This is a genomic window from Streptomyces sp. DH24 (assembly GCF_029813775.1).
GTDB lineage: Bacteria > Actinomycetota > Actinomycetes > Streptomycetales > Streptomycetaceae > Streptomyces.
In genome coordinates, this window is the sequence record NZ_JARVKW010000005.1 from 171,510 (window position 1) to 193,861 (window position 22,352).

Here is a 22,352-nt window from a genome sequence, read left to right on the forward strand (position 1 = left end):
CCGCCGTCAGGCCCGGAACCGGTCCCACAGGCGGGGATACCGCTCCGCCAGCGCCCGCTCGTTCTCGAAGTCGACCGGCGTGCCCTCCGGCTCCGCCGGCGGCGGCGCGATGTCCAGGTCCGGCGCGACGGTGCCGGTGAGCTGCTCGTACGCCTCGTCCGCCGCGTAACCGAGCTCCTCGGCGTCGCCGTCGAGCTCCTCGTCGAAGTCGCCCAGCAGATCGGCGAGCGCGTCCGGGTCGTGCAGCGCCCCCTCGAACACCTCGCGCCCCTGGCCGATCAGCCAGCACCGGAAGAAGTCGAAGGCGTCGTCGCTCGCGCCGTCCAGCAGCACCCAGGCGGCGCCCCACAGGTCCCAGCGGTAGGCGCGGTTGTAGCGGACCTCGAAATGGCGGGCGAAATCCAGGACCGCCTCCGGATCGAGCCCCAGCAGGCGCTCCACGAGCTGGTCGGCCTGCTCCTCGGGATCGCCGTCGGCGGCCTCCCGGGCGTCGTCCACCAGCTGCCAGAACTCCGTCTCGTCCATCACGGGTCCAGCATCGGCCCTCGGCGCACCGGCCGCACGCGGAGTGCGGCGGATCGTTATGTGCCGTACAGCGCCGCGAGCCGCCGCGCGTCCGCCGCGAACCGCGCCCGCAGCGCGTTCGGCGCGAGCACCTCCACCTCCGGCCCGAGCGCCGCGAGCTGCGCGTGGGCGACATCCTCCGACTCCACCGGCAGGGTCACCGTCACCCAGCCGTCGCCGTCCGGACCGCCCGCCGCGTCCAGCGCCTCCCGCGCGGCCGGCGCGTCCACCGTGTACGGCAGCATGCGCACCCCCTCCGGGGACAGCCGCACCTCGACCCGCGCCCGCAGGATGGACCGCGCGAACTGCTCCGCCCGCTCCTCCCAGAACGCCGGCAGATCGAAGTCCTCCTCGCGCTCGAAGCGCTCCTCGCCCGCCTCCACCGACGTGAACCGGTCGATCCGGTACACCCGGAACGACCCGCTGCCCGCCACCCGGGCGCACAGGTACCAGACCCCCGCCTTGAGCACGAGCCCGTACGGCTCCAGCTCCCGGACCACGTCCCGCCCGTGCTCCGCCTCCCCGCGCCGGTAGCGCGCGGCGATCCGCCGGTCGTCCCACACCGCGTCCGCGACCGCCGGCAGCAGCGCAGGCGTCTCCGGTTCACGGAACCAGTTCGGCGCGTCCAGATGGAACCGCTGCGCCGCCGTGCGCGAGGCGTCCCTGAGCGACGGCAGCAGGGCCGCCGACACCTTCAGCCGGGCCGCCGACGCCGCGTCCTTGAGACCCATCTCGCGCAGCGCCCCCGGCACCCCCGACAGGAACAGCGCCTCGGCCTCGCTGCGGTGCAGCCCCGTCAGCCGCGTCCGGTACCCGCCGACCAGCCGGTAGCCGCCGGCCCGGCCCCGGTCCGCGTACACCGGCACGCCCGCCTCCGACAGCGCCTGCGCGTCGCGCGTGACCGTCCGCTCCGACACCTCCAGCTCCCGCGCCAGCTCGGCGGCGGTCATGGAGGGCCGGGACTGGAGCAACAGCACCATCTTGATGAGCCGGGCAGCACGCATGGACCACATCATGCAGGAGGCCCCCGCCGCGGCGGGGGCCTCCCAAGAACCGGCCGTGCCTTACAGGCCGTAGCGCTCGCGCGCCTCCTTCACGGCCGTCGCCTTGACCTCGCCGCGCCGGGCGAGCTGGGCCAGGGCGGCGACGACGATCGACTCCGCGTCGACACCGAAGTGGCGGCGGGCCGCGTCACGGGTGTCCGACAGGCCGAAGCCGTCGGCGCCCAGCGACGAGTAGTCCTGTTCGACCCACTGCGCGATCTGGTCCGGGACCTGACGCATGTAGTCGGACACCGCCAGCACCGGGCCCTCGGCGCCCTGCAGCGCCCGGCGCAGGAACGGCACCCGCTCCTCGCCGCGCAGCAGCGCCTCGTCGGCCTCCAGCGCGTCGCGGCGCAGCTCGCCCCAGGACGTCGCCGACCACACGTCGGCGGCCACGCCCCACTCCTCGCACAGCATCCGCTGCGCCTTGAGCGCCCAGTGGATCGCCGTGCCGGAGCCGAGCAGCTGGAGGCGCGGCGCGTTCGCGACCGGGGTCAGGCCCGCCGACTCCGCCGTGTTGAAGCGGTACAGGCCCTTGACGATGCCCTCGTCGATGCCGGGGACGGACGGCTTGGCCGGCTGCGGCAGGGGCTCGTTGTAGACGGTCAGGTAGTAGAAGACGTTCGGGTCCTCGCCCGGGGCCGCCTCGCCGTACATGCGGCGCAGACCGTCCTTGACGATGGCGGCGACCTCGTACGCGAACGCCGGGTCGTACGTCAGCGCGGCCGGGTTGGTCGCGGCGATGACGGGGGAGTGGCCGTCGGCGTGCTGCAGGCCCTCACCGGTCAGCGTCGTACGGCCCGCCGTGGCGCCGATGAGGAAGCCGCGGCCGAGCTGGTCGCCGAGCTGCCACATCTGGTCGGCCGTGCGCTGCCAGCCGAACATCGAGTAGAAGATGTAGAACGGGATCATCGCCTCGCCGTGCGTCGCGTACGACGTCGAAGCGGCGATGAAGTCGGCCATCGAACCGGCCTCGGTGATCCCCTCGTTGAGGATCTGGCCGTTCTTGGCCTCCTTGTAGTACATCAGCTGGTCGCGGTCGACCGGCTCGTACGTCTGGCCCTTGGGCGAGTAGATGCCGAGCGACGGGAACAGCGACTCCATGCCGAAGGTGCGCGCCTCGTCGGGGACGATCGGCACCCAGCGCTTGCCCGTCTCCTTGTCGCGGACCAGGTCCTTGACCAGTCGGACGAAGGCCATGGTGGTGGCCACGTTCTGCGAACCGGAGCCCTTGTCGAAGGAGGCGAAGGCCTTCTCGGCGGGCGCGGGCAGCGGCGCGACCGGGTGCACCCGGCGGGCCGGGGCCGGACCGCCGAGGGCCGCGCGGCGCTCCTGGAGGTAGCGGACCTCGGGGGAGTCGGCGCCCGGGTGGCCGTAGGGGACCACGCCGTCGACGAAGTCGCTGTCCTTGATCGGCAGGCCGAGGCGGTCGCGCATCGCCTTGAACTCGTCCACCGTCAGCTTCTTCATCTGGTGGTTGGCGTTCTTCGACGCGAAGCCCTCGCCGAGGGTGTGGCCCTTGACCGTCTGGGCCAGGATCACGGTCGGCGCGCCCTTGTGCGCGAGTGCCTTCTTGTACGCCGCGTACACCTTGCGGGACTCGTGACCACCGCGCGAGAAGTGGAAGCACTCCACGATCTTGTCGTCGCTCAGCAGCTTCGCCATCTCGACGAGCGCCGGGTCCTTGCCGAAGAAGTCGGCGCGGATGTAGGCGGCGTCGCGGGTCTGGTACGTCTGGATCTGCGCGTCCGGTACCTCGCGCAGGCGGCGTACCAGCGCGCCGGTGGTGTCCAGCTGGAACAGCTCGTCCCAGGCGGAGCCCCACAGCGTCTTGACGACGTTCCAGCCGGCGCCGCGGAACTGGGCCTCCAGCTCCTGCACGATCTTGAAGTTGGCGCGGACCGGGCCGTCGAGGCGCTGCAGGTTGCAGTTGATGACGAACGTGAGGTTGTCGAGCTCCTCGCGGGCGGCGAGCGCGAGGGCCGCCGTCGACTCGGGCTCGTCCATCTCGCCGTCGCCGAGGAACGCCCACACGTGCGAGCCGGCGGTGTCCTTGATGCCGCGGTGGGTCAGGTAGCGGTTGAAGCGCGCCTGGTAGATCGCGGAGAGCGGGCCGAGACCCATGGAGACCGTCGGGAACTCCCACAGCCAGGGCAGCCGGCGCGGGTGCGGGTACGACGGGAGGCCGTCGCCGCCCGCCTCGCGGCGGAAGTTGTCGAGGTGGCCCTCGTTCAGCCGGCCGTCGAGGAAGGCGCGGGCGTAGATGCCGGGGGAGGCGTGGCCCTGGATGTAGAGCTGGTCGCCGGAGCCGTCCTGCTCCTTGCCCCGGAAGAAGTGGTTGAAGCCGGTCTCGTACAGCCAGGCCGCGGAGGCGAAGGTGGCGATGTGGCCGCCGACGCCGTATTTCGAGCCGCGGGTCACCATGGCCGCCGCGTTCCAGCGGTTCCAGGCCGTGATCCGGGACTCCATCTCCTCGTCACCGTCCACGGCGGGCTCGGCGGCGGTCGGGATGGTGTTGACGTAGTCGGTCTCGAGGAGCTTCGGCAACGCGATGCCGGCGCCCTCGGCGCGCTCCAGTGTGCGGCGCATCAGGTACGCGGCACGGTGCGGCCCGGCCGCCTTGGCGACGGCGTCCAGCGAGGCCTGCCATTCGGCAGTCTCCTCGGGGTCGCGGTCCGGGAGCTGGTCGAGCTCGCTCGGCTGGATGGCGTAGGGGTCGGTCATGTCGCCGCCTTCCTCAGTCGAAGGGGGTTCCCTCATCGGTGTAAGGGTTCAGGGGTGCCCTTGATCTTTGGCAGGACAGGGCTGGAGGCTCTGGTGAGAGCCCGTCGGCGACTGTAACTCCCTGATCGATGATCGATCAAAGGGTTCGGGGCGAAAACCTCTTGATCACGAGAAAGTAGGCACGGGGTGCCTGCGACAAAGACACCGGGTGCCGCGTTATGGGGCTGTTTCCGCAGGTGGGACGTCGTTTGAGCGGGGTGCCGCTCAGGCTTCGTGACGGGGCGCGCAGCCCAGCACGTGCGCCTTCACGAGCTCCGCGATACGCGGGTCACGGCGCTTGAACGCGGCCACCAGCTCCTCGTGCTCCTCGGCGTACGACTGCTGGACCGTGCCCAGCCAGCGGATCGACAGCGCCGTGAACACCTCGATGCCCAGGCCCTCCCAGGTGTGCAGCAGCACCGAGTTGCCCGCCGCCCGCACCAGCTCCCGGTGGAACGCTACCGTGTGCCGCACCTGCCCCGTGCCGTCCGCCATGCGGTCCGCCTCGTACAGCGCGGAGACGTGCGGCTCCAGCGCCGAGCAGTCCTCCGCGAGACGCGCCGCGGCCAGCTCCGCCGCGATGGCCTCCAGACCGGCCCGGACCGGATAGCTCTCCTCCAGGTCGGCGGCGGTCAGATTCCGCACCCGCACGCCCTTGTTGGGCGCCGACTCGATCAGCCGCAGCGACTCCAGCTCCCGCAGCGCCTCCCGGACCGGCGTCTGGCTGACCTCCAGCTCGGTCGCGATCCGCCGCTCCACGATCCGCTCGCCCGGCTGCCAGCGCCCACTGATGATCCCTTCCAGGATGTGCTCGCGGATCTGCTCGCGGAGCGAGTGGACGACGGGCGCGGTCATGAGAGCTCCTTAGGGAGGGCCGGTCCAGTACAGCGGCCCGAAGGGCCCCGTCGAGGGGTGGCGGTCGGGCGACGGGTGGGACCCCGGGGGCGTTCGACGTTTAGACAATACGGCGCGTTCGCTCCGCGGGTAGGGCGCGCAGGGGGGCTTTTGCGCAGGTGAGACGAGGCGCACACGGCGCGTGAGGGCTGGGGGACGCAGTGACCGAGGTGCCTCGCCCAGTGGTGCCGTCCGACACGGGCCGAGCCCCCGCCCGGAGTGGAAATCCGGGCGGGGGCTCGGCTGTTGGTGCTTGATCCGGCAGGTCAGAGGCCGAGCTCGACCTCGAACTCGCCCGCCTCCAGGATCGCCTTGACCGCCGTCAGGTAACGGGCCGCGTCGGCACCGTCCACCAGACGGTGGTCGTACGACAGCGTCAGGTACGTCATGTCGCGGATGCCGATGACCGTACCCTCCTCCGTCTCGATGACGGCGGGACGCTTCACCGTGGCACCGATGCCGAGGATCGCGACCTGCCCCGGCGGCACGATGATCGTGTCGAACAGCGCACCGCGCGAACCGGTGTTGGAGATGGTGAAGGTCGCCCCGGACAGCTCGTCCGGCGTGATCTTGTTGGCGCGGACCTTGCCGGCCAGCTCCGCCGTGGCCTTGGCGATGCCGGCGAGGTTGAGACCGCCGGCGTTCTTGATGACCGGGGTCATCAGGCCCTTCTCGGAGTCCACCGCGATACCGATGTTCTCGGTGTCGAAGTAGGTGATGGTCCCCTCGGCCTCGTTGATCTTCGCGTTGATGACCGGGTGGGCCTTCAGCGCCTGGGCCGCCGCCTTGACGAAGAACGGCATCGGGGAGAGCTTGACGCCCTCGCGCGCCGCGAACGCGTCCTTGGCCCGGCCGCGCAGCTTCATCAGGCGCGTGACGTCGACCTCGACGACCGACGACAGCTGGGCCTGCTCGGTGAGCGCCTTGACCATGTTGTCGCCGATGACCTTGCGGATGCGCGGCATCTTCACGGTCTGACCGCGCAGCGGCGAGGCCTCCAGGACGGGGGCCTTCTTGCCGGCCGGCGCGGCCGCGGCCGGGGCCGGGGCGGCGGCGGCGGTCTTCGCGGCCTCGGCGGCGGCGATGACGTCCTGCTTGCGGATCCGGCCGCCGACGCCGGTGCCCTTGACGGTGGCCAGGTCGACGCCGTTCTCGGCGGCGAGCTTGCGCACCAGCGGGGTGACGTAGGCGCCGTCGTCACCGGCGGTCGCGGCGGGCGCCGGGGCCGGGGTGACGGGGGCGGGCGCCGGAGCGGCCGGGGCCGGCTCGGGAGCCGGGGGGACCTGCTGCTGCGGGGCCGGAGCCGCCGGGGCCTGCGGAGCCGGAGCCGGGGCCGCGGGAGCGGCCGGGGCGGCGGGCGCCTGGGCGGGCTGCGCCGGAGCCTGGGCGGGCTGCGCCGGAGCCGGGGCGGGCTCCGCCGGGGCGGGGGCGGGCTCCGCCGGGGCCTGGGCCGGCTGCGCGGGGGCGGCCGGAGCGGCGGGGGCGGCGGCCGGGGCGGCACCCGGCTGACCGATGACGGCCAGCTTCGCGCCGACCTCGGCGGTCTCGTCCTCGCCGACGACGATCTCGACCAGGACACCGGCGGCGGGCGAGGGGATCTCGGTGTCGACCTTGTCGGTGGAGACCTCGAGCAGCGGCTCGTCGGCCTCGACGCTGTCGCCGACCGACTTCAGCCAGCGGGTGACGGTGCCCTCGGTGACGCACTCGCCGAGCGCCGGAAGGGTTACGGAAACCGCCATGGTTTCGGTTGCTCCTTAGAAGTGCGGAAGTCTGTGTCGTCGCGCCCGGGGGCTCGCTCAGTCGTGCGCGTGCAGCGGCTTGCCCGCGAGGGCCAGGTGGGCCTCGCCGAGCGCCTCGTTCTGCGTCGGGTGGGCGTGGACGAGCTGGGCCACCTCGGCCGGCAGCGCCTCCCAGTTGTAGATCAGCTGGGCTTCGCCGACCTGCTCGCCCATGCGGTCGCCGACCATGTGGACGCCGACCACCGCACCGTCCTTGACCTGGACGAGCTTGATCTCGCCCGCGGTCTTGAGGATCTTGCTCCTGCCGTTGCCCGCCAGGTTGTACTTCAGAGCGACGACCTTGTCCGCGCCGTAGATCTCCTTGGCCTTGGCCTCGGTGATGCCCACGGAGGCGACCTCGGGGTGGCAGTACGTCACCCGCGGCACGCCGTCGTAGTCGATCGGAACGGTCTTCAGACCGGCGAGACGCTCCGCCACCAGGATGCCCTCGGCGAAGCCGACGTGCGCGAGCTGGAGCGTCGGGACCAGGTCACCGACGGCGGAGATCGTCGGGACGTTCGTCCGCATGTACTCGTCGACCAGGACGTGGCCGCGGTCCATGGCGACCCCGGCCTCCTCGTAGCCCAGGCCCTGCGAGACCGGGCCGCGGCCGACGGCCACCAGCAGCACCTCGGCCTCGAACTCCTTGCCGTCGGCGAGGGTGACCTTGACACCGTCCTGGGTGTACTCGGCCTTCTCGAAGAAGGTGCCCAGGTTGAACTTGATGCCGCGCTTGCGGAACGCGCGCTCCAGCAGCTTCGAGCTGTTCTCGTCCTCGACCGGGACGAGGTGCTTCAGGCCCTCGATGATCGTGACGTCCGCGCCGAAGGACTTCCACGCGGAGGCGAACTCGACGCCGATGACACCGCCGCCGAGGACGATCGCGGACTTCGGCACACGGTCCAGGACGAGAGCGTGGTCCGAGGAGATGATCCGGTTGCCGTCGATCTCCAGGCCCGGCAGCGACTTCGGCACGGAGCCGGTCGCCAGCAGGATGTGGCGGCCCTGGACGCGCCGGCCGTTCACGTCGACGGAGGTGGGGGAGGACAGCCGGCCCTCACCCTCGATGTAGGTCACCTTGCGGGAGGCGATGAGCCCCTGCAGGCCCTTGTACAGGCCCGAGACGACGTCGTCCTTGTACTTGTGGACGGCCGGGACGTCGATGCCCTCGAAGCTGGCCTTCACGCCGAACTGCTCGCTCTCGCGGGCCTGGTCGGCGATCTCGCCCGCGTGCAGCAGGGCCTTGGTGGGGATGCATCCTCGGTGCAGGCAGGTGCCGCCGACCTTGTCCTTCTCGATCAGGGCGACGTCCAGGCCCAGCTGCGCCCCGCGCAGGGCCGCGGCGTAACCACCGCTACCACCGCCGAGGATCACTAGGTCGAAAACGGTGCTGGCGTCGTTCGCCACGTCACGTCCTCCATGCATGTGCGCCGTACGCCGGTCGTCGGTGACCGGCAGGCGGCTGGTGTCCGGCCGCTCTTGCTTCGGCCCTTCGGTGGGGCCCTGTCCTGCCGAGCCCCATCTTCGCACTTGTCGGCGCACAAGGAGACGCGGGGCCGGTGTGTGAGACATGCCACCCGTTCGCCGCATCGGGACAAAACGGCCCCGCGGTGCCACGCACCCGGGGCCGTCGCCGCACAGTGACCGACCTCAGCCCAGGTCGCCCGCCGCGGTGAGCTCCGCCAGGCGCACCAGCGTCCGCACCGCGGTCCCGGTCCCGCCCTTGGGCGTGTACCCGAACGCGCCGCCCTCGTTGAACGCCGGGCCCGCGATGTCGAGGTGCGCCCAGGTGATGCCCTCGCCCACGAACTCGCGCAGGAACAAACCGGCGACCAGGCCGCCGCCCATCCGCTCGCCCATGTTCGCGATGTCGGCGGTCGTGGACTCCATGCCCTTGCGCAGGTGCTCCGGCAGCGGCATCGGCCACGCGGCCTCGCCGACCTCCTCGGCGGCCTCGTGCACCGCGGTGCGGAACGCGTCGTCGTTCGCCATGATGCCGAACGTGCGGCTGCCCAGCGCCAGCATCATCGCGCCGGTCAGGGTCGCCACGTCCACGATGGCGTCCGGCTTCTCCTGGGAGGCGGCCCACAGCGCGTCGGCGAGCACGAGCCGGCCCTCGGCGTCGGTGTTGAGGACCTCGACGGTCTTGCCGCTGTACATGCGCAGCACGTCGCCCGGGCGGGTCGCCGAGCCGGACGGCATGTTCTCGGCGAGCGCCAGCCAGCCGGTGACGTTGACGTCCAGGCCCAGGCGGGCGGCGGCGACGACCGCGGCGAACACGGCGGCGGCGCCGCTCATGTCGCACTTCATCGTCTCGTTGTGCCCGGCCGGCTTCAGCGAGATGCCGCCCGAGTCGTAGGTGATGCCCTTGCCGACGAACGCCAGGTGCTTCTTCGCCTTGGAGGAGGTGTACGACAGCTTCACCAGGCGCGGCGGGGACGCCGAGCCGGCGCCGACGCCGAGGATGCCGCCGTAGCCGCCCTTGGCGAGCGCCTTCTCGTCGAGCACCTGCACCTTGATGCCGTGCTCCTTGGCCGCGGCCTGCGCGACGGCCGCGCACGACTCGGGGTTGAGGTCGTTCGGCGGGGTGTTGACGAGGTCGCGGGCGCGGTTGAGCTCCTCGGAGACCGCGGCGGCGCGCTCCACGGCCGCCTTGTAGGCCTTGTCGCGGGGCTTGCCGCCGAGCAGCACCGCCTCGGCCAGCGGAGCCTTGCCGTCCTTCGCAGCGTTCTTGTCGTTCTTGTCGTTCTTGCCGTTCTTCTTGTACGCGTCGAAGGAGTACGCGCCGAGCAGCACACCCTCGCCGACGGCACCGGCGTCCGCCGCGTCGGCGACCGGCAGGGCGAAGGCGGCCTTCTTCGAGCCGGCGAGGGCGCGGGCGGCGGCACCGGCGGCCCGGCGCAGCGCCTCGGCGCCGTAGGCACCCTCGTCGCCCTTCGCGGGCTCCTCGCCCAGGCCCACCGCCACGACGAGCGGGGCCTTGAAGCCGGACGGCGCGGGCACCTTCGTCACCTCGCCCTCGGCACCGGAGGCGCCGAGGGTCTCCAGGACGCCGGCCAGCTTGCCGTCGTACGCGTTGTCCACGTCCTCGGCGCCCGCGGCGACGATCAGGTTCCCGGACCTGGATGCCGCGCCCTTGGCGACACCGATCACGATCGCGTCGGCCCGCAGGCCGGGCGCCGCGGCGGTGCTGAGAGTGAGAGCAGTCACGGTGGTGAATTCTCGCTTCCGATGTGAAGTTGCTGTGGCCGAGCGGGTGGGTCGACCGGGCCCGACGCCAGACCCTAGCTCCACGTGCACGGTGGACTGAGGGTGCGGTACCCGCCGGGGCCTTCACCCTGTCGGCGAACACCCGGGACGAGCCTACGCTCGTGGTCGCCCTCGCTCATTCCTGCGGGCGTTCACCCGCCGGTGGCGTCGCGGCCATGTCCCGACTCCCGCGCCCGGTGACCTGAGTCACACTCATCGCGTTCCGGTGAGTGGCTCGCTCACCGCTTTGCATGATTTCCACGGATCCTTCGCTTATCGACCGCGAGAGGATCATCTGGGGGGAGGACCGCCATGGCGCACCGTGCGCACCGCTGGACCCGACTGACCCGTCCGAGAGGCCCCGCCGCCGTGCTGACGGCCGCAGGGCTGCTGGCGCTGGGCCCGGGGGCACCCGGCGCCTCGGCAGCCGAGACACCGCGCGTCGACCTGAGGGTGCTGGTCGTCGACAACGGCGACAGCTCCGTCGGCGCGATCACCGACCGGCTCAGGAGCACGGGCGTCCCGTACACCACCGTCGACCTGACCGACCCGGGCCGCCCGGCCGTCACCGAGGCCTTCCTCAGCGACACGGTCAACGGCCGGCCCCGCGCCAGGTACCAGGGCGTCGTGCTGCCCAACGAGGCCCCGTTCGGCGCGGGTTCGGCCGAGCAGGCCGCCCTGGAGGCCTACGAGCGGACGTACGGCATCCCGCAGGTCGACGCCTACACCTGGGCCCACCCCGGAGTCGGCCTCGACCACACCGACGAGGGCGGCTGGGCCGGCTCCCTCGACGGCCGCGAGGCCACGGTCACCGAGGCCGGGCGGGCCGGGCCCTTCGGCTATCTGGAGGGCGCGTTCACCTTCGAGGACAACTCACCGGCCACCCTGGAGAGTTACGGCTACGTCGCCCGGCCCCGCGCCGGTTTCACCAGCTACGTCGACTCGCCGGTGCCCGGCGGGCAGGGCCGCGGCAGCCTGGTCGGCGAGTACCGCCACGACGGGCGCCGCGAGCTCGTGGTGACCTTCGCGTACAACCAGCACCAGCAGCAGTTCCGGATGCTCGCGCGCGGCATCGTCGAATGGCTCACCCAGGGCGTCCACCTGGGCCGGTCCCGCAACCACTTCGCCGTGCACGTGGACGACGTGTTCGCGCCCGACAGCCGCTGGGACACCGAACGCAACTGCACCCCCGGCGACTTCGACTGCGCCGGCGGCGACGGCGAGGGCACCGCGCCGATCCGCATGACCGCCGACGACGCGCGGTACGCCGCCCAGTGGCAGCGCGAGCGCGGCTTCACGCTCGACATGGTCTACAACGCGGGCTCCGGCGAGCAGTGGAAGAGCGAGCACGGCGGCACCGACGCGCTCACCGCACAACTCCTCGCCGACAAGGGCCAGTACCGCTGGATCAACCACACCTACACCCACCCCTACCTCGGCTGCGTGCAGGACACCTCCACCGTGCCGTGGAGCTGCGCGAAGAACGCCGACGGGTCGGTGAAGTGGATGGGCCGCGCCCAGATCGCCGCGCAGATCCGCGACAACCACGACTGGGCCGTGAACAAGGGGCTGCCCGTCGACCGCACCGAGCTGGTCACCGGCGAGCACTCCGGCCTGAAGACCCTGCCGCAGCAGCCGACGGACAACCCCAACCTCGCGGGCGCCCTCGCCGACAACGGCGTCAGGTGGATCGCCTCGGACAACTCCCGCGAGTCCGGCCAGCGCGCGGTGGGCGCCGCCGTCACCGTGCCCCGGCACCCGATGAACGTGTACTACAACGTCAGCACCGAGGCCGAGATGACCGACGAGTACAACTGGATCTACACCTCCCGCGCCGACGGCGGCAGCGGCGTCTGCGAGACCGACCCCACCTCCACCTGCCTGCCCGGACCACTGGACCCGGCCACCGGCTACGACACGCACATCGCCCCGCAGGAGGCGCGCACCGCCCTCGGCCACGTCCTCTCGGGCGACCCGCGCCCGCACTACGTCCACCAGTCCAACCTGGCCGAGGACCGCATCCTCTACCCGGTCCTGGACAAGGTGCTCGCCGACTACGCGGCCCTGTTCGCCGCCGACACCCCCCTGGAGAACCTGCCCCAGAAGGCCATCGGCACCGAACTCCAGCGCCGCGCCGCCTGGCAGACCGCCCTCGACAACAACCGCGTCACCGCCTACCGCATCGGCGACACCGTCACCGTGACGGCCCCGTCCGGGACCCACGTCCCGATCACCGCACCGGAGGGCACGAGGAAGCAACTCCTGCTGGGCACGGCCGCGTTCGGCACGCCGTACGCGGGTGGACGCTCCGCGTGGACGGCACCGGAGCTGCTGCAGTCCGCGGTCACTCTCGAACTGCCGTAACACCAACGCCCTCGAAAGGGCGCGGGGAACTGCGCGACCAGCCCACCACCGGCCCGCGGCCGGGCGACGGGCGGCAGTTCCCCGCACGACATCCGCATCATCCGGGGGGAGCCGCGCAGCGATGCGTACCGGCCGTCACGTCACCATGCTCACCGAAGGCACCTATCCGCACGTCCACGGAGGGGTCAGCACCTGGTGCGACCAACTCGTCAAGGGCATGCCCGAGGTCGACTTCCACGTCGTGTCGCTCACGGGCACCGGGCGCGAACCCGTGACCTGGGAGCTGCCGACCAACATCCGCCGGCACACCACCGTGCCGACCTCGGGCCCGCGCCCCGGCCGCGCCCGGCCCCCGTACGGCCGGGCCCGGCGCCGCTTCCTCGACACCTACGAACGGTTCCTGCTGTCGTTCCTCGACCCCGAAAGCCCCTTCGACTTCGGCGAGGCCCTGTACGAGCTGGCCGTGCTCGCCCGCGACGGTCGCCTCCCGGCGGCCCTGCGCACCGAGGCGGCCCTCAGGTCCCTGATGTGGACGTGGACCTCGCCCCACCTGCCGACGGCCGCCGCCCACCCCACCGTGCACGACGCGCTGACCGCCACCGACCTGCTGGAACACGCCCTGCGCCCGCTCGGCGCCCGCATCGCCGAGGACACCGTGGCGCACGCCGTCAGCAGCGGCCTCGCCACGCTGCCCGCGCTCGCCGCCCGCCACCTGGACGGCGTACCGTTCCTGCTCACCGAGCACGGCATCTACCTGCGCGAGCGCTACCTCGGCTACCGCCGCGACGCGCAGCGCTGGCCCGTGAAGGCCCTGATGCTCGGCTTCTACCGCGCGCTGAACACCCTCGGCTACCGCGCCGCCGACCTCATCACCCCGTGCAACCAGTACAACCGCCGCTGGGAGGAGCGCGGCGGCGCCGACGCCGGCAAGATCCGCACCGTCTACAACGGCGTCGACCCGCAGGCCTTCCCGCACGCCGGGCCCGAACCCGCGGCACCCACGCTGAGCTGGTGCGGCCGGGTCGACCCCATCAAGGACCTGGAGACCCTGATCCGCGCCTACGCCATGGTCCGCGCCGAAATCCCCGAGACCCGGCTGCGGCTGTTCGGCCCGGTCCCGCCGGGCGGCGAGGCCTACCGCACCCGGCTGGAGAAACTCGCCGCCGAACTCGGCGTCACCGACGGCCTGACCTTCGAGGGCCGCGTCACCGAGGTGTGGCGGGCCTACGCGGCCGGGCACGTCGTGATGCTGTCCTCCATATCCGAGGGCTTCCCGTTCTCCATCATCGAGGCCATGTCCTGCGGCCGTACGACGGTGTCGACGGACGTCGGGGGAGTGCGCGAGGCCGTCGGCGACACCGGGCTCGTGGTGCCGCCGCGCGAGCCGGAGAAGATGGCCGCCGCCGCGCTGACCCTGCTGCGCGACGGCGAACGGCGCCGCGCACTGGGCGAGTTGGCGCGCAGCCGGGTCATCGAACGCTTCACCCTGCGCCGTTCCGTGGACGCCTTCCGCACCATCTACCAGGAACTCGCCGGGCTGCCCCAGGTCTACGAGCCCGCGGTCGAGTCCGTCGCCGACTGGACCGCCGAACTGCGCGACCCCTGGTACGCGGCCGTCGCGACGGACGGGACCGACTGGTGAGCGGAAGCGTCTGGCTGCCGCCGGGCTTCCGCCCGGACACCCTGCCCGCGATCCCCCGGCAGCGCACCCCCGCCTGGGCGCAGCCCGACCCCGTGGACGAACTCGCCGACCGGCTCGACGACTTCGTGGCCGCCGCCGTCCACCCCGACGAGATAGCCGCCCTGCTGGAGTCCGACGGCCTGACCGACGACCGGATACGCGAGCGGTACGGCGCGAAGAACTCCTTCGCGCTCGCCGAGGAGCTCTACGAGCGGGTCGCCCGCCGCTACCCCGAACCGGCGGGCCCGGCCCACGACCCCTGGCAGACGGGCCTGCTGGGCTGTCTGCTGCGCGGCGTGGTCTTCGCGCTGCCCGGCCTCGCCTACGTCCTCGGCGCGCCCCTGCTGACGGGCCCGCGCGACCTCGGTCTGCCGGCGGGCACCGTGCCGCTGCTGGCGGGCGCGCTGTGGGGCTGGGCGTGGAACCAGGGCCTGTCCCACCGGGCGTACGCGTGGCTGGGCCTCGGGGACCGGGACGCCGCCCGGCGCTGTCTCCTCCTCGGGGCCGTGACCGGCGCCGTGCTCGGCGCCCTGGTCGCCCTGGCCGCCGCCGGCACCGCCGGTCCGGGCGCGGTGGCCTTCGCCGCGGGGCAGTCCTGCTACCTGGGCGCGGCGACCGTGCTGCTGGTCATGGGCCGCGAGAAGGCCTTGCTCGCCGCGCTGCTGCCGATGGCGGCGGGCGCGGCGTACGCCCTCGCGCGGCCGCTGCCGGACGCGCCGCGCTTCGCCCTGCTGCTGGGCTCCCTGCTGGCGGTGGCGGTCCTCGCGGTGCGTGAAGCGGCGCCCGCGCTGCGCGCACCGGGCGGCTGGAGCGCCGGACTGGCCGCGCTGCTGCCCTTCGGCGCGTCCGGCGCGTTCGGTGCCGTGCCCGCCGAACGGCGCCGCCCGGCCGGGCCCCGGCTCACCGGCTCGCTGCCGTACGCCCTGTTCGGGCTCGGCAGCGGAGTCCTCGTGCTGTACGCGGCGCTCGGCGACACCCTCGCCGGCCGGCAGACGAGCGCGGTCGCCGCACCGGCCGCCGTCGCCCTCACCCTCAGCATGGGGCCCGCCGAATGGCTGCTGTACCGCTTCCGCAGCAACAGCCTCGCCGGGCTGCGCTCCACCAGCACCCCGCGCGCCTTCCGCCGGGCCACCGCACGGACCGTCGCCACGTGCCTCACCGGCTACCTGGCCGCCCTGCTCGCGCTGGCCCTGGCCGGCTCCGCCCTGTGGCCCGGCGCCCCGCTCCTCGGCGGCGTCCGGCTGACCGGCCTGCTCCTGCTCGGCGTGGTGGTGTGGGCGGGCCTGCTGCTCCAGTCCTTCGGCGCGGTCCTCGCCGCGACGGCCGTGTGCTGCGCCGCCGCCCTCGCCCAGACCCTCACCCTCCTCACCCGCGCGGGCGACCCGCACCTGGTGGGCCTCGCCGTGTACGGCACGGCCGCCGCCGCACAGGCCGCCCTGGCGTGCGCGCTGCTGGGGAGAGCGACGGCCCACCGATGAGCCACCTGCCGCACCACGGCGCAGTGCCGTCCGAGTCCGCCGAGTCGCCGCGCGAGGGGAGCGAACCGGCCTGTCCGCCCGGCCAGTTGCTGGTCCCCTACTACGAGCACCCCACCGTCCGCCCCGCCGAATGGGACGCGATCGTCGCCGCCGCCCCGCGCCTGTACGGCGTCGTCCTCAACCCGGCCAGCGGTCCCGGCGAGCGTCCCGACCCGGCGTTCGCCGAGATCGCGGCCCGGCTGCGGGCGGCGCGGGTGCGCGTCCTCGGCTACGCCGACACCGGCTACGGCCGCCGCCCCCACGACGACGTGGTCCGCGACCTCGCCCGGCACCGCGACTGGTACGGCACCGACGGCGCCTTCCTCGACCAGGCCGCAGCCGGACCCGGTGAGTTCGCGTACTACCGGCGCCTCGCGACCGCCGCCTGGGCCGCCGGCTGCGGCACGCTCGCCCTCAACCACGGCACGGCACCCCACCCGTCGTACGCCCGCCTCGCCGACCTCCTCGTCACCTTCGAGGGGAGCTGGCAGTCGTACCGCGCCCTGCGCCACCCGCCGTGGCGCGGCTCCGGCGACGTGCGGCTGTGCCACCTGGTGTACGGCGTGCCGCCCGGCGTCGATTTCGCCGCCCGGGCCCGCGCGTCCGGCGCCGCCGTGCACTGTGCGGTTCCGGGCGACGGAGATCATCCTTGGGGTACGTTGCCCCACACCCTGGAGACCGCCCGGTGAGACGCCCGCCCCTGTTCGCCGCCCTGCTGGGCGCCCTGCTCCTGCTCCTGGCGGGCTGCACCGACGACCCCGACGGCAAGCCGGGGGAGGGCGCCACGGACGGCGCCCGCTGGCAGCCGCGCCCCGGCACGGACTGGCAGTGGCAGCTCAGCGGCCGCCTCGACACCTCCGTCGACGTGCCCGTGTACGACATCGACGGCTTCGACCACTCCGCGCAGACGGTCGCCCGACTGCACCGCGACGGCCGCAAGGTCATCTGCTACGTCTCGACCGGCGCCTGGGAGGACTTCCGCCCGGACGCCGGCGACTTCCCCCGCTCGGTGCTGGGCCGCGGCAACGGCTGGCAGGGCGAACGCTGGCTCGACATCCGCCGCGTCGACGTCCTCGAACCCCTCATGGCGGCCCGCCTCGACATGTGCCGCGACAAGGGCTTCGACGCGGTCGAGCCCGACAACATGGACGGCTACCGCAACCGCACCGGCTTCCCGCTCACCGCCGCCGACCAGCTGCGCTACAACCGCCTCGTCGCGCGGCTCGCCCACGAGCGCGGCATGTCCGTCGGCCTGAAGAACGACCTCGACCAGATCCCCGAACTCCTCGACGACTTCGACTTCGCGGTCAACGAGCAGTGCGCCCAGTACGACGAGTGCGAGGCCCTCACCCCGTTCGTCGAGGCCGGCAAGGCGGTCTTCCACGTCGAGTACGAACTGCCGACGCGCCGCTTCTGCCCGCAGGCCCGCGAGCTCCGGCTGAGTTCGATGCTCAAGAAGTACGAACTGGGCCCGTGGCGACGCGCGTGCTGAGCTCCACCGCGCGCGGCGGACGGGCGGAAGCGGCGCGTGGGGATCGTTTCAGCCCCGTGGTCGTTTCAGCCCAGTGACAGCACGACGAGCGCCGCCGTCGCCGCCGTCTCCGCGAGCCCGCCGAACACATCGCCGGTGACGCCGCCGAAGCGGCGCGTGCAGTGCCGGAGCAACAGTTCGGCCGCGCCGAGCGCGACGAGCACCGCCAGCGCCGTACGGACCACGCCGTCCGCCCCGAGGAACGCGCCGGACGCCGCCGCGAGCACGGTGACGGCCACGGCCACGCCCGCGGCGCCGCGCACCGGCACGACCCCGGCGACGGCCGCGCCGAGCCCCTCCGGCCGGGCCGCCGGCACACCGGTCCTGGCCGCCAGGGTCAGCGCGAGCCGGGCCACGGTGCCCGCGACGACGGCGGCCAGCGCGCCCCGCGCCCAGGAGTCGGCGTACGCCGCGGCCAGCGCGGCGACCTGCGCGAGCAGCACGAACACGAGGGTGATCACGCCGAACGGGCCGATGTCCGACTGCTTCATGATCCGCAGCGCGTCCTCGGCGGGCTTCCCGCTGCCCAGCCCGTCGGCGGTGTCGGCCAGCCCGTCCAGATGCAGCCCACGGGTGAGCAGCGCGGGCACGGCCGCCGAAGCGACGGCGGCGAGCGGCGCACCGGCACCGAGGAACAGCAGCGCCGACCCGGCGGCGGCGGCCCCGGCCCCGACGACCAGTCCGGCCAGCGGGGCGCACAGCATGCCGCCGCGCGCGGCGCCCCGGTCCCAGCGGGTCACCGCGACCGGGAGCACGGTGAGGGTGCCGAAGGAGAAACGCAGGCCGTCGGCCGATGGGGTACTGAACACCGGCGCAGATTACCGGGCGGTCAGGGAAGGGCCCGCGGCAGCCGCGGACAAAGTGTGCGTACGGGGCATCGACCGGAGCGGAACGCCATCGCGCCGGGCGGCCGGCCGCTGCTCCGCGCGCTCACCTCTCCGTGTCTCCCGCCGCTCCGGTTGCACCGGTTGCGCCGGTGGCCCCGGTCGCCCCGGTGGTTCCGTCGGCTCCGGTTGTCTCCGACGCTTCCGTCGCCCCGGTGGTCCTGGTGGTCCCGGCGGCCCCGGTAGTCTCCACCGTCTCCCACGCCCCGATCGCCCCGCCGGCCCCGGTCGTCTCCGCCGTCTCCGTCTCCTTCGGCTGCTCGGGCAGTTCCGCCGCCAGAGCGGCCGCCGCCTGGACCAGCGGGAGGGCCAGCAGGGCGCCCGCGCCCTCACCGACCGTCACCCCGTGGGACAGCAGCGGCTCCAGGGCCATCCGGTCCAGCGCCTTCGCCTGGCCCGGCTCCCCGCTGTCGTGCCCGGCCAGCCACCAGTCCGGCGCCCGGAACGCGATCCGCTGGCCCACCAGCGCACAGGCCGCCGCCACGACGCCGTCCAGCACCACCGGCATCTTCCGCACCGCGCTCTGCAGCAGGAACCCCGTCATCGCCGTGAGGTCGGCGCCGCCCACCGCGGCCAGCAACTGCAACTGGTCGCCGAGCACCGGCCGCGCCCGGCGCAGCCCGTCCCGGATCGCCGCGCACTTGCGCATCCACGCCAGGTCGTCGATGGCCAGCCCGCCCCGCCCGGTCACGACGGACGCGTCCGTCCCGCACAGCGCCGCGACCAGTACGCCCGCGGCGGTCGTACCGCCGACGCTGATGTCGCCGAGGACCACCAGGTCCGTGCCCGAGTCGGCCTCCACGTCGGCCACCGCGACACCCGCCCGGAAGGCGGCCTCCGCCTCCTCGGCGGTCAGTGTGTCCTCGATGTCGAGGCGTCCGCCGCCGCGCCGCACCCGGTGGCGTACGACGTCGGCGGGCAGCGTCTCGGGGTCGCAGTCCAGCGCCATGTCGACGATCCGCAGCGGCACGCCGAGCCGCCGCGCCAGCACCGACACCGGCCGGCCGCCCTCCAGGACCTCCCGCGCCAACTGCCCCGCGGTGCCCGCCGGCCGCGCCGACACCCCCAGCTCGGCGACGCCGTGGTCGCCGGCGAAGAGCACGACCTTCGGCCGCTCCACCGGCCGCACCGGTACGGCCGACTGCGCCGCCGCCAGCCACTCACCCAGCTCGTCGAGCCGCCCACGCGATCCGGGCGGCACGACCTGGCGGTCCCGGCGTGCCTCCGCGTCGCGGCGCACCCCGCCGTCGGGGCGCTCGATCAGATCGGTGAAGTCGTCGAGATTCAGCGAGCTCATTCGCCGAACAGTACCGGCCCGGGTCGAACAGCTCGCCGCCACATCGCCACCCCGTCACGGTGACGTCGTTGCACCGAAGATCGGTATCCCATACGTTCCGGTTTGTCATGGATCGCCGTTCGTCCCCGGGAGCCGCCGTGCCGTCCGTACCGTCCTCCTCTCGGGCCGCCGGCCGGCGCCGGGCCGCCGACCGCGTCGAACCCGCCCACGCCCGCGCCGACTTCCACGAGCCGCGCCGTCCCGACTGCCCCTGGTGCGGTTCACAGCGGGTGAGCCCCCGGCCGCCGGCCCCGTCGGGCGCGCGGCGGCTGCGCGCCGGGCTGACCGTCGCGCACCTCGCGCAGGGCGGCCCGGGCGACGTCCCGCTCGACGCGTGCGGGGACTGCGGGCACGTCTTCCAGAACCCCCGGCTCACCGCGGAGGGCCTCGCCCGCCACCTCCACGGCCGCGCCGAGGGCCGCGTGGCACGCCCCCTCGAACGCCGCCTCACCGCCCTCCGCCACCGCTCCGCCGCCCGCGCGCTGCTGCCCTTCCCCGAACCGGAGGGCTGGCTGGACGTCGGCACGGGCGAGGGCCACTTCCCGGCCGCCGCGCAGGAGTTCTTCCCGTACACGTCGTTCGACGGGGTGGACACCGACCGCCGCGTGGTCCGGGCCTACGCGGCAGGCCGCGTCGAGGAGGCCCACGTCGGCCGCCTGACCGACCCGCACATCGCCGCCCGGCTGCGCGCCCGCTACGACGTCGTGAGCATGCTCCACCACCTGGAGCGCACGCCGGACCCCCGCGCGGAACTCCTCGCCGCCCTCACGGTGCTCCGTCCCGGCGGCCACCTCCTGCTCGAACTCACCGGTCCGCGGGGCAGCTGGTGGACGGCCCCCGCCGACCCCGCCGACCTGCACCTGCCGCACCCGGCGAACGTCGAGGCGGAACTCCACGCCGAGGGCTGCACGATCCTCACGGCGCCCCGCCGCGCCCGCCCTTCCGGCCGGTACCGGGTCCTGGCCCGCCGGAACTGACCGGGTCGCCTGCCCGACTTGGCCGACCGGTCGCCGGAACTGCTCGGCCCGGCACGGAAATCGACCGGCCGCCTGCCGAACGCGGCAACGGGTCGGCCGTCTGCCGGAACTGCCCGGCCGAGCGCGGGACCCGGCCGACCGGTCGCCGGAACTGCCCGGCCGACCCCGGGGTGAAGCAGGGCGGCGGCCGACGGCGTCGCACACCACCGCACCCGGGCAGCACGCCGACCGCCCCCTCACCCCCGCAGCACCACCGCCTGCCCCGCGACGACGAGCACCACGTGCTCGCACTCCCCGGCGAACGCCGAGTTCAGCCGCCCCAGCTCGTCCCGGTACCGCCGTCCCGACGCGGTCGCCGGCACGATCCCCGACCCCACCTCGTTCGACACGGCGACCACGGTCCGCCGCGTCTCGCGCACCGCCCCGGTCAACTCCCGTACCCGCTCGCGCAACGCCCGCTCCCCGCCGTCCGCCCACTCGGCGTCGTCCCAGGCGCCCACGGCGTCCATCGCGTCCGTCAGCCACAGCGACAGGCAGTCCACGAGCAGCGGCGGCCCGTCGTCCTTCAGCAGCGGCACCAGATCGCAGGTCTCCACGGTCCGCCAGGACCCCGGCCGCCGCTCCCGGTGCGCGGTGACCCGCGCCGCCCACTCCGTGTCGCCGTTGCGGGAGCCGCCCGTCGCCACGTACAGCACGTCGGGGAAGGCCTCCAGGCGCCGCTCGGCCTCCACCGACTTCCCGGACCGCGCCCCGCCCAGCACCAGCGTCCGCCGGGGCACGTCGGGCACGTCCTCGTATGCGCCGACGGTCAGCGTCGTCCCGTCCGGCACCGCCCGTGCCCCGGCCGCCGCGAGCCGCCGCCGCAGCTCGGCGCCCGGCGGCACGTCGTGGTCGAGGTGCACGGCGACGACGTCGGTGGTCGGCCCGGCCGCGCCCACCGCGCGCAGCTTCGCGAGTCCGTCCGGCCGCCCCACGACGTCCGTGAGGATCATGTCGTACGGCTCGGCGGGCTCCTCAAGACCCGCCGGGGCGCCGCCCGGCGGCAGATACAGCAGCCGCTGCCCGTCCGGCCCGGTCACGGCGTACCCGGTGCCCGGCGCGTCCATCGCCACGGCCCGCACCCGATGTCCCGTCAGCAGCGCCAGTTCCCGCCCGTCCGGCACCCGCCCCGGCTGCGGCAGCCCCGCCGGCACCTCCACCGCGGGCCCGTCGTGCGGATGCGTCAGCAGCACCTGCCCCACGCCGCTCAGCGAGCGCCCCGCCCGCGCGGCGGCGAACGCCGCGCCGGGTGTCAGGTCGAGCAGCAGCGCCCCGTCCACGAGCACGGCGGTGGCCGCCCGCGCGTCCTCGCCGAGGGCGGACGCGCAGGCCGCGCAGGAACAGTCGGGGCGGGGAAGCCCCGCGGGAGCGCCGGTACCGAGCAGAGTGATGTCCACGCCCCCGATTTTCACGTGTCCGGGCGGGTCTTGCGCGTCCGGCTAGGCTCTGGGCAGGAGCCGGACCAAGATCCGGCTTCCGCTCTGCATGTGCTCAGACCTGGGAGGCGTACATGGCGGCATGGACGTGGCGGTTCGAGGCGGCCGACGGGACGGAGGTCCAGCCCGCGGTGCAGCCCGAGGAGTTCACCACGCAGGGGGACGCCGAGTCCTGGATCGGGGAGCAGTGGAAGGCCCTGCTCGACGGCGGCGTGGACCGGGTGCGGCTGTTCGAGGACTCCACGGAGATCTACGGGCCGATGAGCCTGCACGCGGACGAGTCGTGACCCGCTGAC

The 22,352-nt window shown here is 73.7% G+C and carries 17 protein-coding genes; 7 read left to right on the forward strand and 10 right to left on the reverse strand.

The features are described 5' to 3' along the window. Positions 1–6: 6 nt before the first annotated feature. The 7 genes from QC282_RS05895 to QC282_RS05925 form a co-directional block, all read right to left on the reverse strand. On the reverse strand, positions 7–525 hold the full coding sequence (locus QC282_RS05895; protein ID WP_279548216.1) for a DUF4240 domain-containing protein: 519 nt from the start codon (positions 523–525) through the stop codon (positions 7–9). 56 nt (positions 526–581) lie between these two features. Next, on the reverse strand, positions 582–1,568 hold the full coding sequence (locus QC282_RS05900; RefSeq protein ID WP_279548124.1) for a YafY family protein: 987 nt from the start codon (positions 1,566–1,568) through the stop codon (positions 582–584). Positions 1,569–1,628: 60 nt separating this feature from the next. Beyond that, entirely contained in the window at positions 1,629–4,331 is a 2,703-nt protein-coding gene (gene aceE / locus QC282_RS05905; protein ID WP_279548125.1) for a pyruvate dehydrogenase (acetyl-transferring), homodimeric type, read from the reverse strand. Positions 4,332–4,595: 264 nt separating this feature from the next. Then, on the reverse strand, positions 4,596–5,225 hold the full coding sequence (locus tag QC282_RS05910; protein ID WP_279548126.1) for a GntR family transcriptional regulator: 630 nt from the start codon (positions 5,223–5,225) through the stop codon (positions 4,596–4,598). Between the two features lie 305 nt (positions 5,226–5,530). Next, positions 5,531–7,003, reverse strand: coding sequence for a 2-oxoglutarate dehydrogenase, E2 component, dihydrolipoamide succinyltransferase (sucB, locus tag QC282_RS05915; protein ID WP_279548127.1), 1,473 nt, complete (start codon positions 7,001–7,003; stop codon positions 5,531–5,533). Between the two features lie 57 nt (positions 7,004–7,060). After that, the gene (gene lpdA / locus QC282_RS05920; RefSeq protein WP_279548128.1) at positions 7,061–8,449 is read right to left on the reverse strand and encodes a dihydrolipoyl dehydrogenase; all 1,389 of its coding nucleotides are present in this window, start codon (positions 8,447–8,449) and stop codon (positions 7,061–7,063) included. A gap of 243 nt (positions 8,450–8,692) precedes the next feature. Continuing rightward, complete coding sequence (locus QC282_RS05925) at positions 8,693–10,252, reverse strand: leucyl aminopeptidase (protein WP_279548129.1); 1,560 nt, start codon at positions 10,250–10,252, stop codon at positions 8,693–8,695. Positions 10,253–10,603: 351 nt separating this feature from the next. Between QC282_RS05925 and QC282_RS05930 the strand changes: the two genes are divergently transcribed. The 5 genes from QC282_RS05930 to QC282_RS05950 all read left to right on the forward strand — a co-directional run bounded on the left by QC282_RS05930 (position 10,604) and on the right by QC282_RS05950 (position 17,345). Then, on the forward strand, positions 10,604–12,655 hold the full coding sequence (locus tag QC282_RS05930; RefSeq protein ID WP_279548130.1) for a hypothetical protein: 2,052 nt from the start codon (positions 10,604–10,606) through the stop codon (positions 12,653–12,655). Positions 12,656–12,776: 121 nt separating this feature from the next. Further along, on the forward strand, positions 12,777–14,297 hold the full coding sequence (pelF, locus tag QC282_RS05935) for a GT4 family glycosyltransferase PelF (RefSeq protein WP_279548131.1): 1,521 nt from the start codon (positions 12,777–12,779) through the stop codon (positions 14,295–14,297). Then, positions 14,294–15,814 carry a hypothetical protein gene (locus tag QC282_RS05940; RefSeq protein ID WP_279548132.1) on the forward strand — a complete coding sequence of 507 codons (1,521 nt, stop codon included), beginning with the start codon at positions 14,294–14,296 and terminating at the stop codon, positions 15,812–15,814. Before pelF ends, QC282_RS05940 begins: the two co-directional genes overlap by 4 nt. Next, positions 15,811–16,542, forward strand: coding sequence for a spherulation-specific family 4 protein (locus QC282_RS05945; RefSeq protein ID WP_279548133.1), 732 nt, complete (start codon positions 15,811–15,813; stop codon positions 16,540–16,542). The genes QC282_RS05940 and QC282_RS05945 overlap by 4 nt, the downstream gene beginning before the upstream one ends. Beyond that, positions 16,539–17,345: an endo alpha-1,4 polygalactosaminidase gene (locus QC282_RS05950; protein WP_279548134.1), complete on the forward strand. Its 807-nt coding sequence runs from the start codon at positions 16,539–16,541 to the stop codon at positions 17,343–17,345. The genes QC282_RS05945 and QC282_RS05950 overlap by 4 nt, the downstream gene beginning before the upstream one ends. Positions 17,346–17,410: 65 nt before the next feature. Here the strand turns inward: QC282_RS05950 and QC282_RS05955 are convergent, their stop codons facing one another. Together QC282_RS05955 and cobT are read right to left on the reverse strand one after the other, a co-directional pair. After that, on the reverse strand, positions 17,411–18,193 hold the full coding sequence (locus QC282_RS05955; protein ID WP_279548135.1) for an adenosylcobinamide-GDP ribazoletransferase: 783 nt from the start codon (positions 18,191–18,193) through the stop codon (positions 17,411–17,413). A gap of 121 nt (positions 18,194–18,314) precedes the next feature. Beyond that, a complete protein-coding gene (gene cobT / locus QC282_RS05960) occupies positions 18,315–19,565 on the reverse strand; it encodes a nicotinate-nucleotide--dimethylbenzimidazole phosphoribosyltransferase (protein ID WP_279548136.1) in 1,251 nt (416 codons plus the stop codon). Between the two features lie 107 nt (positions 19,566–19,672). On the opposite strand from cobT, the gene QC282_RS05965 reads away from it, so the two are divergent. Beyond that, a complete protein-coding gene (locus tag QC282_RS05965; protein ID WP_279548137.1) occupies positions 19,673–20,581 on the forward strand; it encodes a class I SAM-dependent methyltransferase in 909 nt (302 codons plus the stop codon). Positions 20,582–20,817: 236 nt separating this feature from the next. Here the strand turns inward: QC282_RS05965 and QC282_RS05970 are convergent, their stop codons facing one another. Next, positions 20,818–22,017, reverse strand: a complete 1,200-nt coding sequence (locus tag QC282_RS05970) for a bifunctional adenosylcobinamide kinase/adenosylcobinamide-phosphate guanylyltransferase (protein WP_279548138.1) — start codon at positions 22,015–22,017, stop codon at positions 20,818–20,820. A 113-nt stretch (positions 22,018–22,130) separates the two neighbouring features. Here QC282_RS05970 and QC282_RS05975 point away from each other — a divergent pair, with 113 nt between their 5' ends. After that, positions 22,131–22,343: a hypothetical protein gene (locus tag QC282_RS05975; RefSeq protein ID WP_279548139.1), complete on the forward strand. Its 213-nt coding sequence runs from the start codon at positions 22,131–22,133 to the stop codon at positions 22,341–22,343. Positions 22,344–22,352: the final 9 nt, after the last annotated feature.

Bases quoted from the DNA above. Each gene is read 5' to 3' on its own strand.
- QC282_RS05895 (WP_279548216.1), bottom strand. From the start codon at position 525: ATGGACGAGACGGAGTTCTGGCAGCTGGTGGACGACGCCCGGGAGGCC.
- QC282_RS05900 (WP_279548124.1), bottom strand. From the start codon at position 1,568: ATGCGTGCTGCCCGGCTCATCAAGATGGTGCTGTTGCTCCAGTCCCGG.
- aceE (WP_279548125.1), bottom strand. From the start codon at position 4,331: ATGACCGACCCCTACGCCATCCAGCCGAGCGAGCTCGACCAGCTCCCG.
- QC282_RS05910 (WP_279548126.1), bottom strand. From the start codon at position 5,225: ATGACCGCGCCCGTCGTCCACTCGCTCCGCGAGCAGATCCGCGAGCAC.
- sucB (WP_279548127.1), bottom strand. From the start codon at position 7,003: ATGGCGGTTTCCGTAACCCTTCCGGCGCTCGGCGAGTGCGTCACCGAG.
- QC282_RS05930 (WP_279548130.1), top strand. From the start codon at position 10,604: ATGGCGCACCGTGCGCACCGCTGGACCCGACTGACCCGTCCGAGAGGC.
- pelF (WP_279548131.1), top strand. From the start codon at position 12,777: ATGCGTACCGGCCGTCACGTCACCATGCTCACCGAAGGCACCTATCCG.
- QC282_RS05945 (WP_279548133.1), top strand. From the start codon at position 15,811: ATGAGCCACCTGCCGCACCACGGCGCAGTGCCGTCCGAGTCCGCCGAG.
- cobT (WP_279548136.1), bottom strand. From the start codon at position 19,565: ATGAGCTCGCTGAATCTCGACGACTTCACCGATCTGATCGAGCGCCCC.
- QC282_RS05965 (WP_279548137.1), top strand. From the start codon at position 19,673: ATGGATCGCCGTTCGTCCCCGGGAGCCGCCGTGCCGTCCGTACCGTCC.
- QC282_RS05975 (WP_279548139.1), top strand. From the start codon at position 22,131: ATGGCGGCATGGACGTGGCGGTTCGAGGCGGCCGACGGGACGGAGGTC.